General features: G+C 42.9%; 23 protein-coding genes. 13 read left to right on the forward strand and 10 right to left on the reverse strand.

Going from position 1 to position 26,648, the window contains the following annotated elements:
- Window positions 1–7: 7 nt before the first annotated feature.
- Complete coding sequence (locus FE392_RS03080; RefSeq protein WP_319928765.1) at window positions 8–517, reverse strand: ubiquinone biosynthesis protein UbiH; 510 nt, start codon at window positions 515–517, stop codon at window positions 8–10.
- A gap of 660 nt (window positions 518–1,177) precedes the next feature.
- On the opposite strand from FE392_RS03080, the gene FE392_RS03085 reads away from it, so the two are divergent.
- From FE392_RS03085 to asd, 4 genes are all read left to right on the forward strand, one after another.
- The gene (locus FE392_RS03085) at window positions 1,178–1,432 is read left to right on the forward strand and encodes a type B 50S ribosomal protein L31 (protein WP_319928766.1); all 255 of its coding nucleotides are present in this window, start codon (window positions 1,178–1,180) and stop codon (window positions 1,430–1,432) included.
- A gap of 12 nt (window positions 1,433–1,444) precedes the next feature.
- A complete protein-coding gene (ykgO, locus tag FE392_RS03090) occupies window positions 1,445–1,585 on the forward strand; it encodes a type B 50S ribosomal protein L36 (protein WP_319928767.1) in 141 nt (46 codons plus the stop codon).
- A 245-nt stretch (window positions 1,586–1,830) separates the two neighbouring features.
- Window positions 1,831–2,514, forward strand: a complete 684-nt coding sequence (locus tag FE392_RS03095) for a hypothetical protein (RefSeq protein WP_319928768.1) — start codon at window positions 1,831–1,833, stop codon at window positions 2,512–2,514.
- A 92-nt stretch (window positions 2,515–2,606) separates the two neighbouring features.
- Window positions 2,607–3,725 carry an aspartate-semialdehyde dehydrogenase gene (gene asd, locus FE392_RS03100; protein WP_319928906.1) on the forward strand — a complete coding sequence of 373 codons (1,119 nt, stop codon included), beginning with the start codon at window positions 2,607–2,609 and terminating at the stop codon, window positions 3,723–3,725.
- Window positions 3,726–3,828: 103 nt separating this feature from the next.
- Here asd and FE392_RS03105 read toward each other — a convergent pair whose 3' ends face one another.
- The 5 genes from FE392_RS03105 to FE392_RS03125 form a co-directional block, all read right to left on the reverse strand.
- Entirely contained in the window at window positions 3,829–4,629 is an 801-nt protein-coding gene (locus FE392_RS03105) for a hypothetical protein (RefSeq protein WP_319928769.1), read from the reverse strand.
- A 171-nt stretch (window positions 4,630–4,800) separates the two neighbouring features.
- Window positions 4,801–5,652 carry a hypothetical protein gene (locus FE392_RS03110; RefSeq protein WP_319928770.1) on the reverse strand — a complete coding sequence of 284 codons (852 nt, stop codon included), beginning with the start codon at window positions 5,650–5,652 and terminating at the stop codon, window positions 4,801–4,803.
- A gap of 90 nt (window positions 5,653–5,742) precedes the next feature.
- Window positions 5,743–6,522 carry a hypothetical protein gene (locus FE392_RS03115; RefSeq protein WP_319928771.1) on the reverse strand — a complete coding sequence of 260 codons (780 nt, stop codon included), beginning with the start codon at window positions 6,520–6,522 and terminating at the stop codon, window positions 5,743–5,745.
- A gap of 271 nt (window positions 6,523–6,793) precedes the next feature.
- Window positions 6,794–7,987 carry an MFS transporter gene (locus FE392_RS03120; protein WP_319928772.1) on the reverse strand — a complete coding sequence of 398 codons (1,194 nt, stop codon included), beginning with the start codon at window positions 7,985–7,987 and terminating at the stop codon, window positions 6,794–6,796.
- A 56-nt stretch (window positions 7,988–8,043) separates the two neighbouring features.
- On the reverse strand, window positions 8,044–9,294 hold the full coding sequence (locus FE392_RS03125; RefSeq protein ID WP_319928773.1) for an ATP-grasp domain-containing protein: 1,251 nt from the start codon (window positions 9,292–9,294) through the stop codon (window positions 8,044–8,046).
- 537 nt (window positions 9,295–9,831) lie between these two features.
- On the opposite strand from FE392_RS03125, the gene FE392_RS03130 reads away from it, so the two are divergent.
- From FE392_RS03130 to FE392_RS03150, 5 genes are all read left to right on the forward strand, one after another.
- Entirely contained in the window at window positions 9,832–11,028 is a 1,197-nt protein-coding gene (locus tag FE392_RS03130; RefSeq protein ID WP_319928774.1) for a saccharopine dehydrogenase C-terminal domain-containing protein, read from the forward strand.
- Window positions 11,012–12,292, forward strand: a complete 1,281-nt coding sequence (locus tag FE392_RS03135) for a SidA/IucD/PvdA family monooxygenase (protein WP_319928775.1) — start codon at window positions 11,012–11,014, stop codon at window positions 12,290–12,292. The genes FE392_RS03130 and FE392_RS03135 overlap by 17 nt, the downstream gene beginning before the upstream one ends.
- A gap of 77 nt (window positions 12,293–12,369) precedes the next feature.
- Window positions 12,370–14,358: a class I tRNA ligase family protein gene (locus FE392_RS03140; RefSeq protein ID WP_319928776.1), complete on the forward strand. Its 1,989-nt coding sequence runs from the start codon at window positions 12,370–12,372 to the stop codon at window positions 14,356–14,358.
- A 110-nt stretch (window positions 14,359–14,468) separates the two neighbouring features.
- A complete protein-coding gene (locus tag FE392_RS03145; RefSeq protein WP_319928777.1) occupies window positions 14,469–15,779 on the forward strand; it encodes a KamA family radical SAM protein in 1,311 nt (436 codons plus the stop codon).
- Window positions 15,780–15,840: 61 nt separating this feature from the next.
- Complete coding sequence (locus tag FE392_RS03150) at window positions 15,841–17,088, forward strand: ATP-grasp domain-containing protein (protein WP_319928778.1); 1,248 nt, start codon at window positions 15,841–15,843, stop codon at window positions 17,086–17,088.
- Between the two features lie 308 nt (window positions 17,089–17,396).
- On the opposite strand, the gene gyrB is transcribed toward FE392_RS03150, so the two are convergent.
- From gyrB to dnaA, 4 genes are read right to left on the reverse strand one after another with little or no spacing between them, the layout of a single operon-like run.
- Complete coding sequence (gene gyrB, locus FE392_RS03155) at window positions 17,397–19,811, reverse strand: DNA topoisomerase (ATP-hydrolyzing) subunit B (protein WP_319928779.1); 2,415 nt, start codon at window positions 19,809–19,811, stop codon at window positions 17,397–17,399.
- Between the two features lie 18 nt (window positions 19,812–19,829).
- A complete protein-coding gene (gene recF, locus FE392_RS03160; protein ID WP_092512505.1) occupies window positions 19,830–20,921 on the reverse strand; it encodes a DNA replication/repair protein RecF in 1,092 nt (363 codons plus the stop codon).
- Window positions 20,922–20,954: 33 nt separating this feature from the next.
- A complete protein-coding gene (gene dnaN, locus FE392_RS03165) occupies window positions 20,955–22,055 on the reverse strand; it encodes a DNA polymerase III subunit beta (RefSeq protein WP_092512507.1) in 1,101 nt (366 codons plus the stop codon).
- Window positions 22,056–22,059: 4 nt separating this feature from the next.
- On the reverse strand, window positions 22,060–23,448 hold the full coding sequence (gene dnaA, locus FE392_RS03170; protein WP_319928780.1) for a chromosomal replication initiator protein DnaA: 1,389 nt from the start codon (window positions 23,446–23,448) through the stop codon (window positions 22,060–22,062).
- A gap of 736 nt (window positions 23,449–24,184) precedes the next feature.
- On the opposite strand from dnaA, the gene rpmH reads away from it, so the two are divergent.
- The 4 genes from rpmH to yidC are packed head-to-tail and all read left to right on the forward strand — an operon-like array spanning window position 24,185 to window position 26,570.
- Window positions 24,185–24,325 carry a 50S ribosomal protein L34 gene (gene rpmH, locus FE392_RS03175; RefSeq protein ID WP_015836465.1) on the forward strand — a complete coding sequence of 47 codons (141 nt, stop codon included), beginning with the start codon at window positions 24,185–24,187 and terminating at the stop codon, window positions 24,323–24,325.
- Window positions 24,326–24,343: 18 nt separating this feature from the next.
- Complete coding sequence (gene rnpA / locus FE392_RS03180) at window positions 24,344–24,703, forward strand: ribonuclease P protein component (protein WP_319928782.1); 360 nt, start codon at window positions 24,344–24,346, stop codon at window positions 24,701–24,703.
- Window positions 24,667–24,924 (forward strand): membrane protein insertion efficiency factor YidD, encoded by a 258-nt coding sequence (gene yidD, locus FE392_RS03185; RefSeq protein WP_319928783.1) that lies wholly within the window; start codon window positions 24,667–24,669, stop codon window positions 24,922–24,924. The genes rnpA and yidD overlap by 37 nt, the downstream gene beginning before the upstream one ends.
- A gap of 2 nt (window positions 24,925–24,926) precedes the next feature.
- Window positions 24,927–26,570, forward strand: a complete 1,644-nt coding sequence (yidC, locus tag FE392_RS03190) for a membrane protein insertase YidC (protein WP_319928784.1) — start codon at window positions 24,927–24,929, stop codon at window positions 26,568–26,570.
- Window positions 26,571–26,648: the final 78 nt, after the last annotated feature.

Genomic DNA, 26,648 nt, shown 5'->3' on the forward strand with positions numbered 1-26,648 from the left:
CTTGCAGCTACAATTTAAATTCGTCTTCACTGACTACGGTATAGCTATGCGTGTTGGCGTCATAGCTTATCAACACAACACGATTGCCACGGGTAATGCCATCACTTTCAGGTGCCCGGACTTGCAGTATCAGGCTGGCGCCGTGATTTTCCATCAGTGCCTCTCCGCGCTGTTCTGTCACAATGGGAGAGCGTACTTCAGCGACTTTACCAATCAGAGTATCAACACTGTTGGAGCGATTGAGCTTGGACAGCATGGGCTTTAATGGGCGCAATACCATTGTTGTCAGTAATAAGGCGATAAAGCTCACAGCAAAGAATGTCACGGTTCCAAGTAAATAGCGGATAACATCAGTTTCAATGAAACGAAGCATCAAATGCATGCTGAAATAGCTGAGCGGCCAGCCGAATAGTGTAATGAGCGTAATGATGATGGTAATGGGAACGCCTGTAAGGCCGAGTTTTGTTAACCAACCCGCCAGAGTGGATACATCGAAACCATCCGTATCGATGCTCATGATATCAATATCAAGTAAGCCGAAAGCGGCGCATATCCAATAAAACAAAACAATGAATAATAGGCCACTAAATATAACAACTGGAAAAGCCAAACAGTTTTGTAAGAAAAGATCCATCAGAATACTTTCTCTGGGAGGGGTATGATTATTAAATAATACTGAATTAAACCAGTTTTATAAATAAGTTAATAGAGAAAAAGAAGCCTTTTTTGAGTCTTTTCGCAATAATTGGATAATTCCTATTTGTTGAGGTTAATCATGGATATTGAGAGATAAATATACCTAATTTGGGTATCAAGACGGTAATAAAACTGTGAGGTCTGAAATAAAAGGAAATTATAAAGTAATTTTCTTTTAAGGCGTGGATTAGTAGTGAAAAAATCTAAGGCTGTCATTTCAATAAGGGTTGGGTAAGATTAAATAGAGCCGAAAGTAATTAATTAAGATAATTATAAAAATGATTATATTAATTATCGGAATTATTTTTTGGATTAGATATGGTTTAAGGCAGTGTGTGTTATGCCATTGGATGTTGCGCGATCTCATCGCTTCTAACTCAAAATTTTCAAAAGAAAATATTAAAAATGTGGTTGTCAACCGCATGAAGCTGAGTTATTGTAATGTAATATTATAACATTACAGTGTGTTTAGAGAAATTTTATGAAGCCAGGGATCCACCCAACTTACCGGACTGTTGTGTTCCACGACACCAGTGCAGACACTTATTTCAAAGTAGGTTCGACTATTCATACAGGGAAGACGATTACGCTGGAAGGAACCGAATATCCCTATGTCACGATTGAAGTGTCATCGGAATCACACCCTTTTTACACGGGTAAACAAAGAAATGTATCGCAAGAAGGCAGTACTGCTCGCTTCCAGAAAAGGTTTGGCAGTTTTTTGGGCAGTAAATAAAGAGGGATTGTCATGCAGGTATTAAGTTCGTTGAAGACAGCAAAACAACGGCACCCTGATTGCAAAGTTGTTCGCCGTCGTGGCCGGTTGTATGTCATCTGTAAATCCAACCCGCGTTTTAAGGCCGTTCAAGGCATGAAAAAGAAACGCTGATAGAAAGCCTACAGTTCTGCTGTAGGCTTTTTGATTTCATTTTTCCTATCTAATTGATTTATATAAATCCCATCAGAAATTCACTCCTGAATTAAGTCGTTTTTTTCGCTTGTTTATTTTCAATGCTCAGCTCTAATATTTATTAGTCAATAAATTCCTGAAAACAATATATGGAATCATCATCGTATTCATTTTACTCGTGTGGACACGATAGAGATAACAATGAAATTCAAGGAATGGTTATTATGAGAAATATTAATGTATTCGAAGGGTTTTACGTATTTGAAGATAGATATCATGGTGATCCCAGATTAACAGTATGCGCTCATGGAGATTATGATAAAACTAGCTTTACCGGGTACTTAGCAGTCATGAATAGGTCTGATGATATATTGACGCCTCAGGAGCTATATGACAAATTAAAATTAAAAGGAATAGTGTTAAATGATTTTAATTATATTCGTTTGATTATGTGTGAATCTGCAAATTGTGAAAAGGAACATCCAGGTACCTCTTTTGGTTTTGAAAAACCTTTTGCATTAGAATTCTTTAAACTTTGCTCGAATAAGATTGTTATTGGTTATGTGGGATATATTGGCGGACGTACGAAGGTGTTTAATAAGAGGACTCTTTCTTATAGTGAAAGTTATGACAATACCCAACGCCATGAATTAATGTTTGACTTAAAACATATATATGATCTTCATTTTTCAAGGCTTGTTGGTAATAAAAAGGCCAATGATGCTTTTGAGGCAGAAAAAAATGCGTACTCAAAGGTTGAAACAGTAGACCCCATTACTCCTAGATATTTTTTGAGAACCAAGAAACCGGGAAGGCCGGTAAAAAACGATGATCCTGATATGGAAGGATACACCGCAAGATGGTTTAAAAATGGCAAACTCATCCATACAGAAATGTTGGTGTTATAGTTTATAAATACACTTGCACCTTTCGTCATATTTTGTCAGTTTTAATGTTATTAGTGTGTCTGGGCAACATTTCTTGAGACAGGGTAAATATGATGAAAAATGTAGGTCTTATCGGCTGGCGTGGTATGGTCGGCTCCGTATTGATGCAGAGAATGTTGGAAGAGCGGGATTTTGACGAGATTAATCCGGTTTTCTTCACAACATCCCAGCACGGACTTCCCGCCCCACAATTTGCAGCAAACAGCGCTGGAAAGTCAGGTGTATTACAGAATGCTTTTGATATCGACGCACTGAGCGCGCTGGATATTGTCATTAGCTGTCAGGGTGGGGATTACACGAATGAAATTTACCCAAAATTGAGGGCCGCGGGGTGGCAGGGATATTGGATTGATGCTGCGTCTACCCTGCGTATGAATGATGAAGCTGTCATTATTCTCGATCCGGTTAACCATCAACACATTCAAAATAGCCTGAATAAAGGTATCAAAACGTTTGTTGGTGGTAATTGTACAGTGAGTTTAATGCTGATGTCATTGGGGGGACTGTTTACCAATGATTTAGTAGAGTGGGCTTCGGTATCGAGCTATCAGGCTGCTTCGGGTGGTGGTGCCCGTCATATGCGTGAATTGCTGGTACAAATGGGAATGTTGCATAATCAGGTCGCTAAGGAATTACAAGATCCTGCCTCTGCAATTTTGGATATTGAAAAACGTGTCACTGACTTTACCCGCAGTGGCGCATTGCCGACGGAGCAGTTCGGTGTCCCTCTGGCTGGTAGCCTGATCCCGTGGATTGATAAACAATTGGAAAATGGGCAAAGCCGTGAAGAGTGGAAAGGTCAGGCAGAAACCAACAAAATTCTGAACACGGGCAATAATGTCATTCCAATTGATGGCCTGTGTGTCCGTATCGGTGCATTGCGTTGCCACAGTCAGGCATTTACCTTGAAATTGAAAAGAGATATTCCAATCCATGAAATTGAAACGCTGCTGGCGTCGCATAATGATTGGGTGCGTGTCATTCCGAATGATCGTGAATTGACGATGCGGGAGTTAACACCGGCTGCAGTGACTGGAACGTTGAATACACCAGTTGGCCGTTTGCGTAAATTGAATATGGGGCCGGAATACATCTCTGCATTTACGGTTGGTGATCAGTTGCTGTGGGGAGCTGCAGAGCCGTTGCGTCGCATGTTGAGGGTATTATTGTAAGAAAAACTTAATCGTTATTGAGTTTGTGGAAATAAACCGCCAATTGGATAGTAAACCTTAAATATTGGCGGTGATTAATACTTATTCGAACCATTTTTTATTTTCAACCTCCACAAGTACCGATAAATCGATAACCACCGTGATTAGGGGAGAAGATCCAAGCATTATTTTCATTTGGATCTAAAGACATCTCTTCCTGTGTGTAATGGATAAATCCCATTCTTCTATAAGTGTTTGATAGTTCAGGGGTTGCAATGGCTAATTTTAATTTTCCATGACAGCCTTTTTCATAGGACAGATTAACCGCTTTTTCTATTAATAAGTAAGCAGAATTATTTAATCCTGGATGCATGACAAGATGAGTGATTTCAGGATAATAACGTAAATCAGGATCATATCGGTATAGCATGACTTCTTCGTAACATCTGACTATCATGATTCCTACGGGTATGTTTCTGATGTAACAAGTAAAATAAACAAAATTTTTATCTTCTCCAGTTTGGGATCTATCATAAAGTTCATCTTTAATATAAATTAATTGCTTAAGTGTGATGCTACATTTTAAATCCCAAACCTCATCTGTTGTTTTTCCTATTTTTCCACTAATTTCACCTATGTGATCTTCTAAATCATCTTCATTTTCAATGATATTTAAGATCTGATCAAACCATCCGTCATTTCCGATTGAAAAGTAAAATTTATTCGAAATATTTATCATATCATGTAAGTTAACCTCCTTAACTATTGATGGTATATATTTTTTTGTTAACTGAGGGTTCATATAATTAATATTTATTTCTTTAATGTCATTTGGCGGTAAAGAATTAAACGAATTTGAACGTGATAGTTTTTTAAATGGTGTCTTATGTATATAGCTATTCAGAGAGTTTGTTCTTTTTAGCATGATAAACCTCTTCAGATCATAAATTAGTGAGTTTTATAAATTGGAATAAATATCTAAAATCATTAATTACCGTCATGGGTTATTTGTGATTAAATTGTTGATAAAACCGCCAATTGGATCGATGAATTGGCGGTCAGTTTTTTGTTATTTTGCACTGTATAATTTTCATTATCATGAAATTGAACGTATTTTTGTAAACCGATAACCATCTTCATTAGATAAGAAAGACCACGCACTGTTTCCATTTGGATTTAATAACATTATCGTATTATCCGCTTCTTGAACCCTAATAAAGCCCATTTTTTCATAAACTTTTGGAGAAAGTTCTTTTGTTGCAATTACGAGTTTTACTTTTCCGTGATAACCCATTTGATAGGAAATGTTAACTGCTTTTTCTATCAATAAATAAGCGCAATTCTGGATGCCTGGATGAGTGATGATAAAATGAATTATAGGGCAGCATAGTGATATATTGTTTTTGTCTTCCTTAAGTACTTTCTTGTCAAAATCTTTGTTAAGTAACATAATTCCGATAGGTACTGTATTAATATCACACACAAAATAATTATTTTTTTGTGAGTAACCGTGTCTTTGGTTCAAATCTGAAATTCTCCGTAATTTTATCAAATAGTTATATGTTGTCTTGCATCTCATGTTCCACAATTCTTCATGTGTTTCTAGCCTATCTTTATGTAGTTCTATTGCCATTTTTAATTCCATTTCTTTTTTCCTTTTCTTATCCGTTTCTCTTTCCATTTCATTTATACTTTCAATATGAGATACCCATTGGTCTTCCAATATTGATTGGTAAATTCTATTAGCTGCAGCAATTCCCTCTGTAATGGAGACTTCTTTGACTGTTGGAATATATCCATTAATCAATCCTGGGTTATTGTAATTAATGTTTAGTTTTAATTCATGATAAGATGGTAAGACATTGAATGACTTTGAACGGGTTAAAGATGAAGGCTCAGATAAAGTTTTTGGTGTATAGCTATTAAAGGAGTTGTTTCGCTTTAACATAATGAAGTACCTTTGATTAGCATTGTTTAATGTTGTAGTATTTCTTATTCCCCCTTGTTTTTATTTATTTTTGGTGATTTTTTTATATTTTTAGCAAGTCATTTTATATTTCTTTATCTTACGCGGAGGGAAAGATTCATAAGTATTAATTTTCGTCCAAACTGGGCTATCTTTGGGGTTTAATACCATTAAATCACGGCCGTTATCATAAGGTTTAAATCCCATTCTTTGATAAGTTCCTGATAGTTCATCTGTTGCTGGGATTAGCTTTAACTTGCCATAACATCCCCATTCATAGGATATTTTTACTGCTTTTTCCATCAATAAGTAAGCGCAATTTTTAACTCCGGGATGAGTAACAATGTAATTGACTTCAGGATATACTAAATAACCATCCTCCTCTTCTTCCTCCAATGTCACTACCATAATCCCGATAGGGGATACCCCCATATAACAAATGACGTAAGCGACATTTGGTGCGTTATAGTTTTGATTTCCTTCAGGAAGTGATTGTTTAATGTCGTTTAAAATATCTTTTGTCAGATAACATCTCAGATTCCATAAATCTTGTGATGTTTTCTCTTCTTTATCTTCAATATCGTCTTTTCCATTCTTGAAATCTTTAATATGACTAAACCATCCCTGTTTCATAATGGATTCTTCAATTATGAAAATAGCTTGCTTAGCTTCTTGATATGAAACTTCTTTCACTCTCATATTATATACGCTATATGATGACATACAGTTAGGATTGTTAAAGAAAGATAAAGAACTTTGCGGGATAGATTCGAAAGATTTTGACTCGTACCGAGTTTGTGTTTTGTCTTTTTTTGGCTGAATAAAGTTAAGAGAATTTGATTTTTTTAACATGATACGCCTCTCTGAATTATAAAAAATGATTTTTTATAAGTTGAAAGTAATCTGAAATCTGATTATTTATTCTGATGTGTTTATGTGAATAATTTATTTTATAAATTGTTTTTCTATAGAATAAATAGAATATTTCTTTTGTCTAGCAGAATTTGTGAAGGGAAAATTAAGCGGCTGTTTGGTAGGAAAATTTTGATTAATAGCTCCGGATAATATGTTTCAGATAATATACTGTTATCTGTGGCATATTTATAAGAAACAAGATTAAATATCAATGTTCTTCTGTGTTGCTAATGGCGTCTGCATCTAAGGTCTTACATGATTTTCTTACATAAAAAGCAAGAAGCATTCCAAGGAAAGCTATACCTGCAATATAAATGAAGGCCAAGTTTCCTTGATGAAGTTTATTATGGAATAGAACGGTAGTCGCGCCGATAAATCCCCCAATGCCTTCACCAACTCCGACAGCAATCGAATTCAACCCAATAGTGTTGGTACGCATTTCTGGCGGTGATGCTTCAGCTAGGAAGGTCGATAAGGCGGGTATCATGAGTATTTCTCCCAGCGTCCAGAGAATTACTGCACCAGTAACATAGATAAAACCGCCGCCGATAATTATCATGCCAAAGCCGAAAAAATAGAGAAAAAATCCCCAGAGCAATAATGTATTTGAACTCACGCTATAGCGGGAGAGGAACATGGCTAGCGGATAAGACAGAACTATCACAATGATCGCATTCATGAAAAGTAAAGGGCCAAGCCGATCAAATTGGTTTAGAACGACGGTGACATAAAGAGGAAGCGCCGAGCCTAACTGAGCATAGACCATCCATGTGAGGATAGTTAACAAAAATAATGAGTTCAGCCGTTTATTAGCAAGGTGTTTCTTAAACGAATACCACAGGCCCACCTGTGGTGTGAGCACGGTGCTTGATGAATGAAAAAAGTATGCCAGCGGCGTAGCGCCAAACAGAATGAGACTTGAAATAAAGAACGGGGACTGCGGGCCTATATGAGTGAAAACATAAGTACTGAATAAAGGAGCCAGCGCAGCAGCAATGTTAAAGCAAACATTAAGCCCTGCATAACGCAATAATAAGCTATTTTTTGAAGATTGATATTCAGCGACTAGCGCTTTGACATACATGCTATTACTGGCGTAGCCGAAACCAATTAAGAATAAGCTGAAACCGATAAGCCAAATGTTGCTGGCGCTGGACAGGAGAAAATAGCCGAGAGCCGTCGCAAAACACATGATAGGCATGACTTGGCGTGAAGGGATTGCGTTGATGATAGGGGCTGCCAATATTCTGGAAGATCGGGAAGTAACGGCCGCCACCATGAGGATGGCACCTATAACTCCCGCATTAAAATGCAGAAACTCAGCTAAATATACAGAGATAATAGCCGTGGCGGCTAGATAACTGAATGAAAATATTGTGTATTCACAAATTATAAATATCATTTTAAATTATCAAATTGCCTAGTGATGATAAGGGAAGTTATCGTTTTATACTGATTTCATTTGGGGTTTGGCTTTGTAATAATCGCGGCCTCTTTTTGAAAATGGCGCAGCAGTTGTTCAACTTGTGCTGAGTTTTCACCTGTAACTATTAAGTAACCAATAGATTCCAAATCTTTCCACGAAGTGACTTCCGGCACGGTATCTCCTGCGCGGAGTGTACAGTGTAAACGGACACAATGCGGGTGCTGACGAATGCTTTCCAAATCACCCATTTGTTCAATGATGCCAGGGGCAGGCTGAAGGTAATTTATTCCGGCTGACTTTGAAAACACATAGGCATTGCTTGGCCACGTGGCTGGAGGGGGGGTAACTTGGCCTCGGAGATCGTCCAGTGCAATACCATAAGTTTCTATGTCGGTGACAAGTTCGGTCATCCAGTTGATAAATCCGCCACCCGGGCGGGCATGAATTTCTCCCAAGGTGATTGCATTTTCATTTACCCAAAATTCGACGTGGAATAACCCGTAGCGTAATTCCACGGCATCAATGGCTTTACGGACTTCAGCGTAAATTTTTTGGGCTAAGTTTTTAGATATCGGCGCTGGGATAATGTGGCCGCACTCGATAAATGTATCGTTATCGATCAGTATCTTCTTAGTAATGCCGAAAAATTGAGCCTCGCCAGAGATTAGTACACCTTCAACGCTATATTCTTGGCCAACGACATATTCCTCAATGAGAAAGGCCTGCCTGTCCTCTTGGCTTAGATTTTCAAATGCAGCCTGTAAATCGCTTTTCTGACGCACTATAGAGACGCCTTCACTCCCTAAACCGATGCGAGGCTTTACTATCCACGGCCCCTGACTGCCAGATTGTTCGAGGAAATGTATCGCCTCTTGGATTGTTGAACAAGCGGCTATATCTGGCTGGTTAATTCCCTTTTCTTTTAGTTTGTTACGGAGGAGGAATTTATCTTTGATTACGCGTATGTTGTCTGGCGTATTCCAGGGAATATTGAGATGTTGGGCAATAAGCGCGGTGGCTTCTACGGCGTACTCGGAGAAAGTGAGAATATGATCAATTTTAGGGAATTCAGGCTGTCCCTCTAGCCATTTCTTGACGTGAACAACAGCTTTACTGGGCATAGCTATGATCTGATCCGCTGCCGATAGCACAGTTAACCCTTTCTCAATTAATTCCGCTGTTTCTAACACCACGACTTGCAGGCCTCGGGATTTTGCCTGGGAAATACAGCGTGATGCCTGATTGATCGGGCAACCTACCAGTAGAACCGTCTCACTATTCATAAATCATGTTCTCCGAGATAGAAAAGCAACTGATTAAAGTAATCACGATAAGAGATAACACTTCAAAAGCATTAAAATGACTTAATCATGTGCTGACAAGGAGTCAATAATGTTAATTTATTGTAAATATAATTCTTGAAGTTGACGTAACCAATCGATTAATACAAGTAGTCAGGCGAGAATTTTAACTTTGTCAGACGTACATGTGAGTGCTGATACGGATTATTCACTATTATGTTTTTTTGTTTTTTTATCTAAAAACAAATGGATAGTTTTTTCCTCAAGATGTTGCCAGACATTCCCTCGACATTTCAAAGAAGCGTTGTCTCAATAACATCCCTATATTTGACAATGTAATGAAGTCACTTGGTGTTGTTAACATTATTTTTCCTTTGATTCAAACAAAAAATAACATTTTATTTTTTCATTAGTTAGTTAACTATCGATTTTACGGTTACTGATGAAATTTTCATCGTTAAAAGTGTATGTGGTTTGTAAGAGGCTGGGGTAACGCGAGGCAACATAGGGGGACGTTTCATGACCATGTCAGGTCTGCATATTGTAGTGATTGGCGGTGGCAGTATTGGCCAAGCGGTTGTTTGGCAAGCGATTGAAAAAAGCGCAAAGGTGACTCTGTTCGATCGCGATCAAGGTAGGCTTGAGTTGATGAGAAAAGTGGGGCGCTCCTTTATTCAAGATGAAACGTTAACAGTGCTGGGCAGTGAATCTATTTTTGCAGAGTTGAACCGGCTGGCCGCTTTTCATTGTGTGATTCTGGCAACGTCATGGCAGGATGGTCGTTACCTGCTCAAACAATTGGCAGAACAGTATAAAGTGCCAATGCTCATGCTGGGACGGCCTGATATTAATGATCCCCTTATTAGCGAAATTGAACTGCAATCTACCAATAATCCCATCTTGATGGGAACCGGGCTTGAACCGGGTTTAATTGAGGGGCTTGCAGCCAGTATGATGTCGCGAGTGCCGAAAATGACTAGTTTAACCACCTACTGTGGAGGGCTTCCGCAGCATCCCTCTGGAATTTTCGGCTATAAGCAGGTATTTGGACGGCGTTTGCCCATTGATCCCCGAATATCGTTGTCGATTCGCGATGGCACTGTGCTAAGTGCGCCACGTTTCTCGCAGGTAGAACACGTACACTTCGAACATATTGGCCTTTTGGAAGCGTTTGATGACGCGATGATGGCGACAACCGCTTCTATATTTTCACAGCAGGTTGATCACTTTTCTCAGCGCACACTGCGCTGGCCGGGATTCGCGCGAGCAGCACAGGCTTGCTCGCAACTTGGTTTATTATCCGATGATTGCGTCACCATCGGCGAGGAAAAGCTGCCTATTCGCGATATCGCAGAGAAGTTGTTGACGCGTACCGATACAGAGGCCACGGTTGAAACAACACTCGACAATGATTTTGTTCTTTGTCGCTGGGTAGTCGAAAATTCTGACGGGCAGCATGGCAGCGTAACGTTGCACATGGCAGCACCGGCAACTTCAACCGCAATGGCTTATATCACGGCAGCCTTCGCACTTGCAGCGGCTGTAACCGCATTGACCGAGCCACAGCCCGGACTCATTTATCCTCATCATCCAATGATGCAAACCTGCACATTAAACTTTTTACGCGACCTGCGACATGACGGTAACGCCGTTATCGTTACGACCGGAATATTTAAGGAAATACTGAAAGGGGATTTTGATGGCAAGGTCTATTGATGTTTTATTTGTTGGCGCAGGCCCGGGTAATTTGTCTACGTTGAGCTATCTTGACGATATAGGCATTCTGTCAGGTAGCCACGAAATTGCATTAGTTGAGCGAAGACCAAATAATGCCTGGCACCCGGGACTTGCATTGCCGACCTCAACTTTACAAGTGTCTTTGCTAAAAGACTTAGCTTTCTTACGTGATCCTTCCAGTAAATATACCTTTTTCAATTACCTGAATGAAATCGGCGCATTGCACCAATTTGTACATCTAAATACATATTACCCGTCAAGAAATCTATTTTCAGATTATCTTATTTGGGTTGGTGAGAAGTTAAAGAATCACATACTGTTTAATCATGAAGTACGCAGTGTGAATAAGGTAACTGACACAGCCAGTGGTAAGATTTTGCTGGAAGTGGAACTCTCTAATGGAAAAGGAGAGATCGAAAAAATCCTTACTAATCAATTAATCCTGTCTCAAGGGCACGAGCCTTTTATTCCGCCAGAGCTAAGAATTGATAAAGCGCCAATATGCCATTCTAATCATCTATTGCAATGCATTGATTTAAAACATTTGAATTCAGAAAGCCACATTGGGGTTATTGGCCGTGGGCAAAGTGCGGGTGAAATAGTGCGTTTCCTGCTGGAGGAAACCGGGGCTGGCAAGGTGAGTGTTATTTCGCGCAACTTCACGTTTAAAGGAACAGATACTAATCCATTTGTGAATGATATGTATACATTCCCACAGGCGAGAAGTTTCTACCAACTCAGTCATGAAGCTCGCGTGGATACGTTGCAGGGGCTTAGGAATACTAATTTTTCTACAGTAACAGAAGATGTCTTATCTGCAATTTATAAGCAAACGTTCAATGATCGCATCGCTAAAAAGGAGCGATTATTTTTACTCCCCTATAAAGAAATAAAACACGCTGAGATTGGTGATAAAGGCGTATCCGTTGTGCTTAAAGATGTTTATGGGCACATGCCAGATCAAAATGTTTCCTTCGATTATTTGATTTGCGCCACTGGTTTTGAAAACACTCGACATACTTCTTTGCTTGCACCGCTTAACCCTGTCGTTCAGGGAAATGAAGTTGTGGTCAATGAAAATTTCATGGTGAAACTAAAAGATAAAATAGATGCTTCAATTTTTGTCATGAATCATGCAATGGAGCAACACGGCCCTACCGAGCATACGCTTGCTGGAATGTCCGAGCGCGGAAAGGTTGTTGGTGATGCCATCATAAAAAATATGTCGAATTTTTCAATGTGAAGCCGATAGCCAAGAAAAACAGTTTCATTGCGTAACGCTGATTATCGTGATTTAAGCCATTAGCTTGAGGTGAATGAATGAAACGTTCTGATGTTTTTAATGTGATGAGCTCTCAAAACATGTCGGGTGAAAAATGGGATGGCGATATTTTTCGCATTAATCCCATACCGGAAGATTCAGCGGTTTCCATTCGGCTCATGAATATGAAACCTGGTAGCAGTACCGAAAGGCATAATCATACTGAAGTTGAATTTTGGACGATAATCAGTGGCTCTGTGCGGATCCATATGGACGGTTCGAGTTTTATATTGCAACAGGGCGACAGCATACGTGTGGAACCCCTGCAACGTCATCGAATTGAAGCTTTAGAGCAAGGGGCCGTGATGCAAACGGTCTGGTGGCATAATCAAGAAATTTTTGACAACAATTTGATTGAGCGAAATCAAATTGATGAAGATCCACAAAAACCGTTGCTGATTGTGCCTGCTATGTTGACACCAAATGGCGGTATGCATGTAGGGCATGCGGGTGGGCCTTTTATGTTTGCTGATGTTGTAGCAAGAATATCGAGAATGAGTGGCAGGGAGACTTACTTGGTTCAGGGAACCCACGGCCATTTGGAACATATACAGATTGCAGCGAATGCCGCTGGGGTAGATTACTATAGCCTGGCAGAAAGAAATACGGAGCGCCTAAAAAAATCGCTTAGATTATTAGGTGTTAATGAAGATATTTTTCTGGAAACGCGCCCCTGTAAGCGTGGCACGGAAATCGTGCATGAAGTGTTGTCTCGCCTAATGGCTCAGGGATTGATCGTCGAGCGGGTGCATAATGTCCCCTTTGATGTGCGGACAGGACAGTTTTGCGTTGATGCTTTTGTACATGGTGATTGTCCACACTGTGGTGGGGAATCGTCAGGGACAGAATGTGAAGGATGCGGAGCATTGGTTCTGGATGCGGACTTAAAGAATCCGGTTAATCTGGCGGGTGAGCCCCTGACGCATAAGCCTCTGAAGCGGTTATTCCTTCGTCTGGAAGGCATGAGGAAAGAAATTGAAGCTTTTATCTCCAATGAGTTGATGCCGACACAAGCTAAACTTTATGTGGAGAGCTGGCTTTCTCGGGAATTGCCTGAGGTGTGCCTGACTAATCCAAACTCGGCGGGGATCCCAGTAGATATTGATGGATTTGAGCACTTAAAATTTACTGTACCTATGGAGTATGTGCCCCGCCATTTGCTGGCAGTCGAGAAAATCGGTGAACTCAAGGGAACGCAGCTCCGCTGGAATGAAGTCGCCAAGGAGGATTTCCCTGAACTGGCTATTTTATTCGGTGTGGATAATTCATTTGGACGATTGTTGGTTATTCCTGCTGTATTGGCGGCCATTGGTCTACCGGGATTCGTCCCTCGTCATGTGATGCCAAATCAGATGGTGACCTTGAATAGTGATAAGTTCTCTACGTCACGCAATCATGCCATTTGGGTTGATGAATATGTTACGGCAGAAAATGCCGAGCCTTTGCGGTTTTACTTGTGTAAATTCAGGGCGAACAGAATCACAGTCGATTTCCGCGTAGAGGAATTTGAAGCTTTTAACGTCGAATTTTGGCATGGGCAATTGAAAGCTTGTGTGGCAATGGCGCAGGCGTTAGTCGCCAAAATAGCCCAAAATGGTGAACTGCCGGGCCCCGGCCAATGGTCAGCCGATTGTGTTGCGTTTTTTAGTCACTGTACCTGGTTTGACGAGCAAATCCGCCTTTGTTATTCCCCTGTGATGCCAAATGTACGTTTGTTGGTGAGAGGCATTACATCTTTTATTGATGAGATTCGAACATTTATAGAAGACATCAGCTTGGTGCAGAAGCCATTCTTTGTGAATTCAGCTCTTAATAGAACGCGGGCAAGATTGGTAGCAAAAGCGCTAATTAGCCTTTCTGTAGCACTTTATCCCATTACGCCAAACTTTTCCCGAAATCTTATTACGTCGTTGGGGCTGGATCACCCTGACTTTACTTTATTGAACGTTGATTGGATGAATTACGAGCTAAAAAACGTTCAACATTAAATATAGCCAATTACCGTTGGGTAATATTTTTTATAAGTTATTTTGTCTGTGACTAACACAGCTGTGTTTGCGCACGTTTTTAACGGGTGACTGCAATTAGAGGTATTAAGATGCTTAGCGAGATAAAATCATTTTCTCCTATGTCGGCGAATAAATTTCGTGATACCAAATATTGGGCAAAGCTGCCGGAATCATATCGTAATACCTTCGATGTCACTTCGCTGGTATTGCCTTTTCGCGTAAATGAATTTGTTCTTGATAATCTTATTGATTGGGATGCTGGTGTGAGTGACCCTTTGTTTCAGTTGGTATTCCCCCAGCATGGGATGCTAACGGAATCACAATTCAATCGTATTGATCAGGCGCGTAGCCGCGAGCGTACTGATTTAGTCTCGGAGATAAGACAGGTTCGCAGTGAATTAAATCCCCATCCTTCTGGCCAAGCGCTAAATATCCCCGTTTTAGACGAAATTAAATTAGGTGGGATACAGCATAAATACAGAGAGACGGTGCTGTTTTTCCCCAGTGCGGGGCAGTCCTGTCATGCATATTGCAGCTTTTGTTTTCGTTGGGCGCAGTTTGTTGGCGAAAGCGAAGATCGTTTCCAGTCGCGCGATGTTGACCAGTTGGTGCAATATCTTCAGCACCACCCTGAAGTGACGGACATATTGATTACGGGAGGAGATCCCATGATCATGCGTACCAAAGTGTTGGAACGTTATATTTTGCCGCTGTTGGAGAAAACAGCGGTCAGCACTATTCGATTTGGTTCTAAGGCTTTGACCTATTGGCCTTATCGCTTCACCACTGATAATGATGCCGATGAGCTGCTGCTGCTCTTTGAAAAGATCGTGAAAAGCGGGCGGCATGTAGCCTTTATGGCACATTTTAATCATCCACGCGAACTTGAGCCAAAGGAAACACAAAAGGCAATTGGCAGAATATTAGCAACCGGCGCAATTATCCGTACGCAAGCACCTTTGCTGCGGCATATTAATGATAATGTTCAAAATTGGATTGACCTATGGACCAAACAGGTTCGATTGGGGTGTATTCCCTATTATATGTTTGTTGAAAGGGATACTGGGCCTAAACAGTATTTTGAAGTTCCCTTATCTAAGGGATATGAGATATTCCAGGCCGCTTATTCCCAGATTTCAGGTTTAGCGCGTTCAGTGCGAGGGCCGATCATGTCAGCAACAAGTGGCAAAGTTATGGTTGATGGGATCCTTGAATTTGATGGGAAAAAATACTTTTCTCTACAGTATTTGCAAGCACGAGAACCTCATTTATGTCGCCGCCCTTTCTTGGCGGCGTACGACAGCAACGCGGTATGGTTCGATCAACTCAAGCCAGTGACGTTTCCTAATCCAGACCGGTTGCCGGTTTTTGATCAAGCTGTACGGGACGCTGGAGCATAAGGTTTTCACTATACCTGGTGGGAAAGCATGTTGAGATATTCTACAAATGCAAGGAGTCAAAATGAGTAACCCAGTAATTATTTATGCCGGATTAAGACGTACTAACGGGGAACGTTTTGAAGTTTTGGCCGCAGCAAAGCGGTTAGGATTGTCTGTTGTATTGATTGCCCGTGCGGTTCCTGAGATGGCCAAACAGCATGTAGCGGAATGGCACGTTTGTGATACTTCAAATTATGCCGAAGCATTGAAAGTTGTCGAGGAAGTGGCATCCCGACACAAAGTCGTGGGAGCCGTCAGCTGGACGGATCTTGATCTGGGCTTTGTCGCACGTATCAATGAAACCCTTTCTCTTCCTGGAATGTCATTAGAAACAGTACAGACGGTAAGGAATAAATATCGTGCACGCCAAGCTGTTTCCGCTATCACCGGATTGTGTCCAAAATTCTGCCAAGTTTCTACACTGGATGACTTGAAGCACGCGATGGAAGTTGTTGGTTATCCGGCTGTTATTAAACCTACCGGGGGTAATGGATCTAAAGGGATATTTATTCTTCAGGATCGTAGCGATCTCGATGACGTTATTGATAAATTGACCACATTGATTGCAACCAGCAAAGATCCAATCTTTGATGGACATAAAAACGAATTCATCGTTGAGCAGTTTATTGATGGTAATGAAGTCAGCATAGAAGTGCTGGTTTATCAGGGCAAAGTCGAAGTGGTTGGCATCACCGATAAACAAACCACAGAACCTTTCCATTTTGAGTCGCAACATATCTTCCCGGCAACCGTCAGCCAAAACGCAACTTTGGACGTACAAAGTAAAGTTGTTCAGATGGTGAAAATATTAGGATGCAACAACTGTACATTGCATATTGAAGGGAAAATCAAAGACGATAAGTTTAGTCTTATCGAAATCAATGGGCGTCCTGGCGGCGATTATATTACCACTCACTTAATTCCGCGTAGCACGGGTATTGATCATGTAGTTAATATCCTCAAGGTGGCGATGGGGCAACTACCCGATTTAAGTACCCCGAAGAGCATGTCGTATGCTGGGATTCGGTTTTTATTCACCGATCGGAAAGGCCAATATCAAGGCTTGGAAGGATATGATGATGTCGTCCTCGAAACACCGGGATTAGATCATGTACTCACTGAGCTCCCTGTTGGCAGTCAGGTCGCGTTACCGCCAGAAAGTTTTACCACTCAACGTGTGGCCTCAGTGATGGCGCATGGCCCAAGCAGTGAGTATGTCGCTGAAACGCTGTTAACAGCAACGCAATCCTTGAAAATTCGGATTGAATAACAAGGCTTGATTTTATTCGCGCAGCCCAATGAATCGTTGCTGCGTGAATAGCTTCTTTGCCCTCGATATTATTTCGCTATAGGGGATTGTAAGCCGGAACCGCCAAAATTTCTGTTATCTCAGTTTCATCTCAGTTTCAGTTCGTTAACCAGCGCATTCAGATCAATAAACTCATTGCTGCCTTGGAAGGCAATGACTGTTCAGCAGAATTTCTGAAGGGTAACTGAGGGCAGGGAAAAACTTATCAAGCCTGATAAGCACGGCCCAGATAGCATGGTGCTATCTGGGCCGGTGTATAAGCAAAAATATTAGATATCAATATTCGCTGCTTTCAGGGCATTCTCTTCAATAAATGCACGGCGAGGTTCAACCGCGTCACCCATCAGGGTTGTGAACAGTTGATCAGTTGCAATCGCATCTTTCACTGTTACGCGCATCATACGACGAGTTTCTGGGTTCATGGTGGTTTCCCACAGCTGCTCCGGGTTCATTTCGCCCAGACCTTTATAACGTTGTACGGAAAGACCACGACGTGATTCTTTGGCCAACCACTCCAGCGCCTGCTCAAAGCTGCTTATTGCTTGGTGGCGTTCGCCACGTTCAATATATGCGCCTTCTTCAATCAGATGCCCGATAGATTCACCCAGTTTGGTGATACGACGGTATTCGCCACCGTGAATGAAATCAAAATCCAGATTGTAGTTAGTATCAACACCGTGTGTACGGATGCACAAGATAGGCTCGAAAACTTGGCGTTCACGGTTTTCATGGATTCGATAGCTATAAGTACTACCTTGCTGTTCTTTGTCATTCAGGCTGGCAGTCAGCGTGCTTGCCCATTCTTCCACTTTTGCTTGAGAGCTTAATTCATCTTCAGCCAGTTTCGGATGGTAAATCAGGCTGTTCAGCAGAGACAGTGGATACAGGCGTTCCATGCGGCGGATGAGTTTCTGGGTAGCATTAAACTCAGTCACAAGTGATTCCAGCGCTTCGCCTTTCAATGCCGGAGCATGCGGATTGGTATACAGGGATGCGCCATCCAATGCGATGGACATCTGGTATGCTTCCATTGCATCGTCATCTTTGATGTACTGCTCTTGCTTGCCTTTCTTCACTTTATACAGTGGTGGCTGGGCAATATAGACATAGCCGCGCTCAATGATTTCCGGCATCTGACGATAGAAGAATGTCAGCAACAAGGTGCGGATGTGAGAACCATCCACGTCGGCATCGGTCATGATGATAATGCTGTGATAACGCAGTTTGTCCGGGTTGTATTCATCACGGCCAATTCCACAGCCCAGCGCGGTGATCAATGTTGCCACTTCTTGTGAAGAGAGCATTTTATCAAAACGCGCTTTTTCAACGTTCAGGATCTTACCTTTCAAAGGCAAAATAGCCTGATTTTTACGGTTGCGTCCCTGTTTTGCTGAACCACCCGCAGAATCACCCTCCACCAAGTAGAGTTCGGATAGCGCAGGGTCACGCTCCTGACAGTCAGCCAGTTTGCCCGGCAGCCCGGCCAGATCCAGTGCGCCCTTGCGGCGGGTCATTTCACGGGCTTTACGTGCCGCTTCACGGGCGCGGGCCGCATCAATGATTTTGCCGACAACCGTTTTGGCGTCGTTCGGGTTTTCCAGCAGATACTCGACCAGTTTTTCATTCATCAGCGTTTCGACAGCGGTTTTCACTTCTGAAGAAACCAGCTTGTCTTTAGTCTGGGAAGAGAATTTAGGATCAGGAACTTTAACGGAAATAACCGCAATCAAGCCTTCACGGGCATCGTCACCTGTGGCGCTGACTTTGGATTTTTTATTGTAACCCTCTTTATCCATATAACTATTGAGGGTACGGGTCATCGCGGTACGGAAACCAACGAGGTGGGTTCCGCCATCGCGCTGAGGAATATTGTTGGTAAAGCAGTAGATGTTTTCTTGAAAACCATCATTCCATTGCATGGAAATTTCAACGCCAATGCCATCTTTTTCTGTGGAGAAATAGAAGACATTAGGGTGAATTGGGTTTTTGTTACGGCTTAGGTATTCAACAAACGCTTTAATTCCGCCTTCATAGTGGAAGAGATCTTCGGCATTGGTGCGTTTATCAACTAACCGAATGGAAACGCCGGAATTCAGGAATGACAATTCACGCAGGCGTTTTGCCAGAATATCATATTCGAACTCAGTGTTAAGTTTGAACGTATCCATGCTAGGCCAGAAACGAACTGTGGTTCCTGTCTGCTCGGTATCTCCGACGATTTTCAGCGGAGATTGTGGGACCCCATGCATGTAGGTCTGTTCGTGGACTTTGTTGTCACGACGGATAGTCAGTTCCAGTTTTTCCGATAAGGCATTTACAACAGAAACCCCTACGCCATGCAGGCCACCGGAAACTTTATAGGAATTGTCATCGAATTTACCCCCCGCATGCAGCACGGTCATGATAACTTCTGCTGCTGAAACACCTTCTTCTTCGTGTATCCCGGTAGGAATACCGCGGCCGTCATCCTGTACAGAAACTGAGTTATCTGCATGAATGGTGACAACTATCTTGTCACAATGACCTGCGAGGGCTTCGTCGATAGCGTTGTCAACAACCTCGAAGACCATGTGGTGCAGACCGGTACCATCATCGGTATCACCGATATACATGCCTGGACGTTTACGGACGGCATCCAGCCCTTTTAATACCTTGATACTTGAGGAGTCATATGTATTCGACATCAACGTTTCTCGCTCATCTTAATCCTGTGGTTGAACCTCTATTTTGCCATGTTCTACGCGAAACATCCTGCTATTAACATCAATCATGTCAGTAACTTGCCCAGTTGTGATTGCACTGACAAACACTTGGGCTTGCGTAGATTTCAGACGCTCGGCTAATAGCTGACGACGGCCAGCATCCAGTTCTGAAGCAAAATCATCAAGCAGATACAGGCATTTTTGCCCGCTCTGTCGGGTGAAATATTCACCCTGCGCTAACCTCAACGCACACATCAGTAATTTCAACTGACCACGGGAAAGCATATCTTCCACCGGGGTGCCGTCCGCCCTGATCCGCAGATCTGCTTTATGGGGGCCGGAAGCGGTGTAGGTTAGCGCTTTGTCGCGCTCAAATTGCCGCGCGAGCAGTTCTGCATATTCGCTCTCTTTGTCCCAACCTTGTTGAAAGCTGATACTGAGAGTGAATTCAGGTAAAAATTGTTTACAGGTTTTCTCGATATCTTCGGAAATTCCTGCGATGTATTCAGCCCGCCATTGGCTTATTTCCGTCGCCAGCGGGGCAAGTTCGCGATCCCAATGTTGGATCTGGCTGTATCGGGTGACTTGCCGCAATGCCGCATTTCGCTGTTTGAGCAGCCTTTTCAGGTTGGCCCAGGCAGTAAAAAAGCGTGGTTCATTGTGAAAGCAACCCCAATCAATAAATGCCCGACGGTATTTCGGGCCACCATTCAGTAATGTGAAACCTTCCGGCGTGATAAGTTGCATAGGCAGCATTTTTGCCAGCTCTGCAATTTTATGCCCGTCACTGCCATCAATTCTGACTTTACTATCACCGTGGCGATTCTTGCTTAAGCCCACCGCCAACGTGCGTTCATAAAGTTGTTGTTCAAGCCGCCCATGAAGAATGAATTCTTCACAATCATGGCGGATCACTCTTCCCGCCATGATGCTGCGAAAAGCACGGCCATGGCCTAATGTATAAATGGCTTCCAGTATACTTGTTTTACCGCTGCCGTTTGGCCCAACCAGAAAATTAAACCCCGTTGCCAACGGCAGGTCAGCATTCGCGATATTACGAAAATCGCGGATCAGCAAACGCGAAAGAATCATATCTATGAGTCAGTGTTGTCTACAGGAGAATTTTTACAGGCGCATCGGCATGACGACATAAGTCGCAGCCTGACTGGCTGAATTCTCGATTTTCACACTGGATGTCGCATCTGTCAGAAGGAGGCTCACCTGTTCGCATTTCAATGCGTTCAGAACATCCAGTACGTAGCTGACATTGAAACCAATTTCCATCTCAGTGCCTTGGTAGCTGACATCAACGATTTCTTCCGCTTCTTCTTGTTCAGGGTTGTTTGCGGTGATCCTGAGTTGGTTTTCGCTTAAATAAATGCGAACACCGCGGAATTTTTCGTTGGATAAAATCGCAGCCCGTGAAAAGGCCTGCTTGATCATGTCACAATTCGCTACCAGCGTCTTATCTGGATTCTTCGGCAGTACGCGGCGGTAATCCGGGAAACGCCCATCAACCAATTTGGAGGTGAAAATAAAATCACCGACGTGAGCGCGAATGTTGTTGCTGCCAATTTGTAATTGCAGTGGGTTATCCCCACCATCCAGCAGGCGCATCAATTCAATGACACCTTTACGAGGTACGATCACCGAATGGGAGGGCAATGTTTGCCCGATATTCATTGAGCAGACAGCCAGACGATGGCCGTCGGTTGCAACAGTGCGCAACTCTTCGCCTTCGGTTTCAAAGAGCATGCCGTTCAAATAGTAGCGAACGTCCTGATGTGCCATGGAAAATTGGGTTGATTCGATCAGGCGCTTCAATGTGGCCTGTGGCAACGAAAATTCAACTTCGCTTTGCCAGTCATCCAGATTGGGAAAATCTGTCGCGGGCAGGGTGGAAAGTGAAAAGCGGCTGCGTCCGGAACGGACGAGGATACGATCGCCATCCAGCTCTACGCTAATTTCTGCGCCGTCCGGCAACCCGCGCCAAATATCAAAGAATTTGCGGGCGGGGACAGTGGTTGCACCGTTTTCATGCGGCTGGGCAAGTGTAACCCGTGCCTTCATTTCCATTTCTAAATCGGTGCCGGTTAACAGCAGAGAGCCTTCTGTGACCTGCAATAATAAGTTGCCTAAAATAGGCAGGGTAGGGCGGCCTCCCAAGGGGCTGCTCACCTGCTGCAAAGGTTTTAATAATTGCTCACGTTCAATGATGAATTTCATAGCGCTAGGAAGATAATGTTCTGATTAAGTTGGAAAAATCTTCTTTGATGTCATGACTCTCTTCACGCAGTTGTTCTATTTTACGACAAGCATGAAGTACAGTTGTATGATCACGTCCACCAAAGGCATCCCCGATTTCAGGCAAGCTGTGATTTGTCAGCTCTTTTGCCAGCGCCATTGCCATTTGTCTCGGACGGGCAACGGAGCGAGAACGGCGTTTGGAAAGCAGGTCCGCAACCTTGATTTTGTAATATTCAGCTACAGTTTTCTGAATATTGTCAATGGTTACCAGCTTTTCCTGTAGAGCCAATAAGTCACGTAATGCTTCGCGTACAAAATCAATGGTAATCGCCCGACCAGTAAAGTTAGCATTGGCGATAACTCGATTTAAAGCGCCTTCGAGTTCACGAACGTTAGATCGCAGGCGTTTGGCAATAAAGAAAGCCACTTCACCCGGCAACTGGATTTGGTTCTCGTCAGCCTTCTTCATCAAGATGGCAACGCGGGTTTCCAGCTCCGGTGGTTCGATGGCAACGGTCAAGCCCCAACCAAAACGGGATTTTAACCGATCTTCGACGCCATTGATCTCTTTCGGATAGCGATCTGATGTCAGAATAATCTGTTGATTACCTTCCAGCAGGGCATTGAACGTGTGAAAGAATTCTTCTTGGGATCGCTCTTTATTTGCAAAAAACTGAATATCATCGATCAATAGAGCATCTACGGAACGATAATAACGTTTAAACTCTTCTATCGCATTGTTTTGCAATGCTTTGACCATATCCTGAACAAAACGTTCAGAATGCATGTACACGACTTTGGCATTGGCTTTGCGGGCCATGATGCTATTGCCGACCGCATGCAAAAGGTGGGTTTTACCCAGACCGGTTCCGCCATAGAGGAACAAAGGATTGTATGCCCCACCTGGATTATCGGCAACTTGTCTGGCGGCCGCTCTGGCCAGTTGGTTGGATTTACCCTCAACAAAGTTATCGAATGTGTGCTTGGGATTCACATTAGAGCGATATGATAACTCAGGCTGGGCCTTTGCGGTGTCCCAACTCGGGCGGATAGACGAACTGGACGGCACCGTAGCCACCGGCATATCGGTAATGATTTTCTGAGATGCAGTTTGGTTTGGTGAAATAGGCTTATTCCCTACTTCGAAACGTAACAACGGTACTTCAGGACCACAGAAATCATTTAATAACAAATTGATATTATTAATATATTTCTCTCTTACCCAATCAAGCACGAAACGGTTGGGGGCATAGAGAGCCAAAGTGTTATCACTCAGTTCTGCCTGAAGGGGTCGTATCCACATACTGAATTCTGTGGCAGGTAACTCATCCTGCAATCGGGCAAGACATTGCTGCCAAAGCGAAAGTGACACGGCGAACTCCCCTAAAACGAGACCAATAAAAGAAACCGGAATAATAGATAGTTATACTGGGTACAAGGCAATACCCTCGGTGGTGAGGAAGTCAGCATGTACCTTGTGGCGATTTTGAATACCATCGCTCCCCAACGATCCGCTTATAGATAGGTTGGGATCGTGGCCGACGATCATAACGCAAAAGACGACAGAAATCCTCATTCTTTTACACAGCTTTGATGCTTTTTATCCACAGGGAGGTCACCACGCTTTGGCACTTGCAGAATATAAAGACTCACAGTAGATACTTTAGTGTAATCATGGCATATAGCAAATTTCATTTAACTATTGTTTAGGATTCAAAGTAGGCCCGACATTACATGATCGTATATTCATGTGAAACGATCTGTGCATGATCCTTGCGATTTATTGTACAGTCCGTATAATCTTGCACCCTGCGTGTGAAGCCAACGATTTTTTCCGGTTATGTCTGGTGAGGATTTTGGGGAAACACTTTTTAGGTAGGAAACTTAGGTAGCAAAAAGTCTGGCCATGTCAGGAGAACTAAAAATCTGGTAGAAGACGGTCAGACTCGCGTCATCTTGGATTGACTAAGGGTAGTACATTTTATTACAATCCGGCCTCTTTCTATATATTGATGTTGCGATTGAGGCATCGGTGTCTACTTATTTCTCACTGGTCGCCAACGCATTTGCTGAATCAGTAACAAATTTTAAGCTAGGTAGAAATCGCTATGAAACGCACTTTTCAACCATCCGTACTGAAGCGTAACCGTACTCACGGTTTCCGCTCTCGTATGGCCACTAAAAATGGTCGTCAGGTTCTGGCTCGCCGTCGTGCAAAAGGCCGTGCTCGTTTGACCGTTTCTAAGTAATAAAGCTAACCATACCATATGGTTAAGCTCGCTTTTCCGAGGGAGTTACGTTTGTTAACTCCCGAGCATTTCACTTATGTTTTCCAGCAGCCACAACGGGCAAGCTCCGCAGAGATAACTATTCTTGGACGCTTGAATGAGCTGGGGCATCCCCGCATCGGTCTAACCATCGCCAAAAAAAACGTTAAACGCGCCCATGAGCGTAATCGTATCAAGCGACTGGCTCGTGAAAGTTTTCGTTTAAATCAACATAATTTGCCGTCAATGGATTTTGTGATTTTGGTGAGGAAAGGGGTCGCTGAGCTTGATAACCGTGAGCTAACGGAAGCTTTGGGCAAATTATGGCGTCGTCACTGTCGCTTGGCTCGCGCCTCCTGATTATGTTAATCAGGGGCTACCAGCTAGTGATTAGTCCACTGCTGGGGCCTCGTTGTCGTTTCAATCCTACCTGTTCCTACTACGGAATTGAGGCATTACGTAGGTTTGGAATGATAAAAGGCAGTTGGTTAACAGTGAAACGCATATTAAAATGCCACCCTTTACACAAAGGTGGTGATGATCCTGTCCCACCTAAAAACGACGATAACAGAGAACACTAACGATGGATTCGCAACGCAATCTTCTTCTCATCGCTTTGCTGTTTGTTTCGTTCTTGGTCTGGCAAGCGTGGGAGAGTGATAAGAACCCACAACCAGCAACCCAGATCACTCAGCAAGTCAATACGCTGAATAACGAAGTAAGTAGCAGTGAGCAAAGTAAACTGATCACCGTGAAAACTGATGTGCTGTCATTGCATATCAATACCCGTGGCGGTGATATCGAGGAGGCTGATCTGCTGGCCTATCCTGATACCCTAGGTTCTAAAACTCCGTTCAAACTTCTGGAAACAACCCCAGAATTCACTTATCAGGCCCAAAGTGGGTTAACTGGTCTTAATGGCCCGGATAACCAAGCGGTACGTCCACTTTATCAAACCACTCAGCATGATTTCGTGTTGGCTGATGGTCAGGATGAATTGCGCATTCCGATGACTTACACTGCGCCGGATGGTGTTGTCTATGTTAAGACTTTTGTTCTGAAACGGGGTTCTTATGCGGTTTCTGTTGACTACAGCATCAATAACGTTACTGACAAACCATTGCAGATGGCGTTCTTTGGTCAGTTGAAACAAAGCGTTGAATTACCGAAACACCGTGATACAGGCAGCAGCAACTTTGCCCTGCATACTTATCGTGGTGCTGCTTATTCTTCCGATGAAGCAAAATACGAAAAATACAAATTTGACGAAATTGAAAGCAAGCCACTTTCCGTTGCCACAAAAGGCGGCTGGGTTGCGATGCTCCAGCAATATTTTGCTACTGCCTGGGTTCCGGGAGAAAGCAAAAACAGCAATTTCTACACCATTGACCTGAAAAATCAAAAAATGGCGATTATTGGGTACAAGGGTGAAAGTATCAATATCGCACCAAACAGCCAGCAGAATATCTCTTCAACGCTGTGGGTTGGCCCTGAGATTCAGGATGAAATGGCTGCAATTGCGCCACACTTGGATCTGACTGTAGATTACGGTTGGTTGTGGTTTATTTCCCAGCCACTGTTCAAGCTGCTGAAATTCCTGCATGAATTCATCGGTAACTGGGGCTTCTCCATCATTGCGATCACCTTTATCGTGCGCGGTATCATGTACCCGCTGACTAAGGCGCAATACACTTCAATGGCGAAAATGCGTCTGTTGCAACCAAAAATCACGGCAATGCGTGAGCGTTTTGGTGATGACCGTCAACGTATGAGTCAGGAAATGATGGCGTTGTACAAAACAGAGAAAGTAAACCCGCTGGGCGGCTGTTTACCTCTGATTATCCAGATGCCAATCTTCCTTGCTCTGTATTACATGTTGATGGGCTCTGTTGAGCTGCGCCATGCACCATTCATTGGTTGGATTAAAGACTTGTCTGCACAGGATCCTTACTACATCCTGCCATTGCTGATGGGTGTGACCATGTTTGTTATCCAGAAACTGTCACCGACTACCGTGACTGATCCGATGCAGCAGAAGATCATGACCTACATGCCGGTTGTGTTCACCGTTTTCTTCCTGTGGTTCCCGTCTGGTCTGGTTCTGTACTACATCGTGAGTAACTTGGTGACTATTATCCAGCAGCAGGTTATTTTCCGCAGTCTGGAAAAACGTGGCTTGCATACCCGCGAAAAGCGTGAAAAGAAAGTCGATCTTAATAAAAAGTAAGTCTTTCAAAATCATAAATAACGAAGGCGGTCATTGGCCGCCTTTGTTATTTTAATGCATTGGTAAAATTTCAGTTCA

It is taken from the genome of Xenorhabdus santafensis, from assembly GCF_033949405.1.
Classification (GTDB): domain Bacteria; phylum Pseudomonadota; class Gammaproteobacteria; order Enterobacterales; family Enterobacteriaceae; genus Xenorhabdus; species Xenorhabdus santafensis.